Source organism: Nostoc sp., assembly GCF_035638895.1.
Taxonomy (GTDB): domain Bacteria; phylum Cyanobacteriota; class Cyanobacteriia; order Cyanobacteriales; family Nostocaceae; genus Nostoc.
Genome location: NZ_DASQZC010000048.1, coordinates 1 through 3,338, shown reverse-complemented (window position 1 = coordinate 3,338; position 3,338 = coordinate 1). Strand labels below are relative to the sequence as shown.

Genomic DNA, 3,338 nt, shown 5'->3' with positions numbered 1-3,338 from the left:
TAAAGCCAATTGACCAAACTGATAACCCGAATCAATATCTCCCACAACTCCGCAAAGGAGAAGACCATAATTTGCATAAGCAAACGGAGACACCGAAGCATTACCATATTGGACAGATAAATTTACTTGTTTGCACACCGTCAAGGGTACCAGTTGTGGAGCAGCAATGTATGCAGCCGCAAAGATGCTTGATAAAAGTCTCATGGCTGCTAATTTATAGCGATCGCTCATTTGAGGCAGATCAACTAAATCTTCAATTTGCAAGCCAGTCAAAATTGCCGCAGTTTCCTGCAATCCCTGCTCAATATCTGAGACATTCACTTGTTCGGGAAACTCTACCCCCAACAGCTTTAAAGTTTGTAGCCCCGTATTAACTGCTTCTATTAGTTTGTTCTGCAACACATAAGCTTGAATCTGGACTTCATAGACCTTAATTTTGTCGAGTAGGGTTTGGGCTTGTTGTTGCACTACGTCAACCCATCTCTGCATTCCCTTAAAATCACCGCTTAAAAAAGCTGCTTCTGCTGCTTCCTCATGCAGTGCTAATGTTAGCTCATACTGACTCTGCCAGCTATCTTCTGCTAACAATCCTAAACCGACTTGCAAATATTTGATGGCAGAATCATGTGCTGTAGCTGCTTTTGCTCTTTGACCTGCGATCAGATTGAGTTCAGCAAATTCATATTTTTCTGTTTCAAATATCAGTAAATCAGCACCATAATTGAGTTGATTAACTAAAGCAAATATATTTTCTTTGCGTTCTTCTGATGTAGTATTTAGCAGCAGTAATTGACCAATTTTTAGATGCGTTGCTTTCTTCTGCTCATCGGGAATCAAAGAATACGCTGCTTGCTGCACTCGGTCATGTAAAAATTTGTAATCAACCTTGACATCTGTTAAATTAATTCCGCCCGATTCCTCCTGGCTAAACGCTAAGGGAATCTTGTAATCCTGATTTAACGGCAAAATTAACCCAGCTTGCAGGGCTGACCACAATTGCGCCGCAGTTGTTAAAGAAGATGCTTCGTTAACGATCGCTAATACATCCAGATTGAACGTGTTGCCAATACAAGCAGCCAGTTTGAGTACTTCTTGCGTTTCTAGAGACAGTTTACGAATATTTCTCGCCGTCAGTTCAACCACATTCAGATCAGTAAGACCGATTGCTTGAATATGTTGGATATTCCACTGCCATACTCCTGAATGGAACTCATACGTTAACAAGTCTTCTTGATGTAGAGTTTTCAGCAGTTGCGTTAAGAAAAAAGGGTTTCCTCCAGTTTTGTGGAACAGTAATTCTGCTAGTGGCTTGCTGGCTTCTGTGTCATTCAACGTATCGCTAATTAACGTTTCCACATCCGTTAATTGCAATGGTGACAAGACAATGTTATCTACCACCGCACCAGAAGATTGAATCTTCTCCAAACTCATCATAAGCGGATGGGTGGGCGATACTTCGTTATCCCGATACGCACCGACTAACAATAAATATTTGCGCTCGCTATCTGTCATCAATAGCTCAATTAAGTTCAGCGATGCCGAATCTGCCCACTGCAAATCATCCAAGAAAACAACCAGAGGATGATCTTGGGTCGTGAATACGCCAATGAATTGCCCAAAAACGCGATTGAAACGATTTTGAGATTCAGCCGCACCCAGTTGTGTTACGGGTGGCACACTTCCAATAATTAGTTCGACTTCGGGAATCACATCGATAATGACTTGCCCATTCTCTCCCAATGCAGTTAGAAGTTTCTCTTTCCAAACTTGGATTTGGGCTTCACTTTCGGTAAGTAATTGCTGAATCAAGGATTGGAACGCCTGAATCAATGATGCATAAGGAATATTGCGCTTGAACTGGTCAAACTTGCCTGCAATGAAATAGCCTCTTGCTCCCACAATCGGTTTATGAACTTCATTGACGACACTCGTTTTTCCAATCCCCGAATAACCAGAGACAAGCATGAGTTCGCTACTACCACCTGCCACACGCTTAAACGCAGCCATCAATGTTGCTACTTCTGCTCCGCGTCCGTATAGCTTTTGCGGAATCAAAAAATGCCCAGATTTATCCTGTCTTCCCGGTACAAAGTTTTCAATCTTTCCAGTCGTTTGAAGTTGAAACAAACATTCCTCTAAATCCGCTTTTAGTCCCCAGGCGCTTTGATACCGCTCCTCTGCTGTTTTCGCTAATAATTTAAAAATAACTGCACTAATCGCTTCTGGCACATCTTCCAGAATGCGACACACCGTTTCGCTACAAGGTGCGGCTGGTGTTTTGGCAATGTGAGAGTGAATTAACTCCATCGGGTCAACAGCTTGAAAGGGCAAAACACCCGTCAGCATTTCATATAAAGTGACACCCAGCGAATAAAAGTCGGTGCGATAGTCAACCGCCCGATTCATTCTGCCGGTCTGCTCAGGTGACATATACGCAAGCGTACCTTCAAGCAAATTAGGATTGCTCAAAGTAGGATTTTCTTTATCAAGGCGCGAGGAGATACTGAAGTCAATCAGTTTGGCTTCTCCAGAATCAGGGTCAATTAAAATATTGTGCGGCTTAATATCTTTATGAATAATCTGTTGGGCGTGCAGTTCTCCTAAAATTTGTGCTAGGTTAATCCCTACCTTGAGGAAAGTAATTAAGGTGGTTGTTTGAGTTGCAATCAGTTCTTGGAGCAAGCAACCTGGAACATCTTCCAAAACCAAAGCCAATCCATGCTGATAATTCTTTAACTCGTAGGCTTTAACAATGCCAGGAATTTGCAGACGCTCAATGATTTGATATTCGTGCCGCAGTCGAGCTATGTCTTCTAAGAGGGGATGTTCGCACAGGAGAGTTTTGACAATGACAGAGGCATTATCGGTTTCTCGCCGTCCCCGATAAATGACGGTTTTACTACCGGAGTGAAGAGTTTCGAGGAGTTGATAACCAGATAAAGTAGCTGTCATTGTTTTTTCTTGCAATATAAGCATTCTTAATATGCCCATGCAAGTTTAGCTATGTAATATTTGTGACAAAACTCAGCATATTTTCACGAGATGTTACAAATATTACTCCAAGTTATTTATATATTGATATTTGAGAGCATTGTTGCATCTTAGCCCCCTCCTCGCAAGCGGGGAGGGGGTTAGGGGTGGGGTTTAGTACCTACTCAACAGAGAACTGCTATATCCTGTACTAATGTTTACAGTTACCTTGCTTTTGGTGTTCATGACCATGTTCATGATGATGACCATGACCGTGGGAACAGTTTTGCAAATCTTGCTTCAAAAGCTTGTCGCTGATTTCTTGCAAGGATTCATCCACAGCTTGTAAGCCAATCCAAGCATCAATT

Annotated in this window: 1 protein-coding gene; it reads right to left on the bottom strand. The window is 42.2% G+C overall.

Going from position 1 to position 3,338, the window contains the following annotated elements; translation table 11 throughout:
* The coding region (locus tag VE944_RS02140) for an ATP-binding protein (RefSeq protein WP_324971565.1) at positions 1 to 2,952 on the bottom strand (2,952 nt) is incomplete at its 3' end.
* Positions 2,953 to 3,338 lie beyond the last annotated feature (386 nt).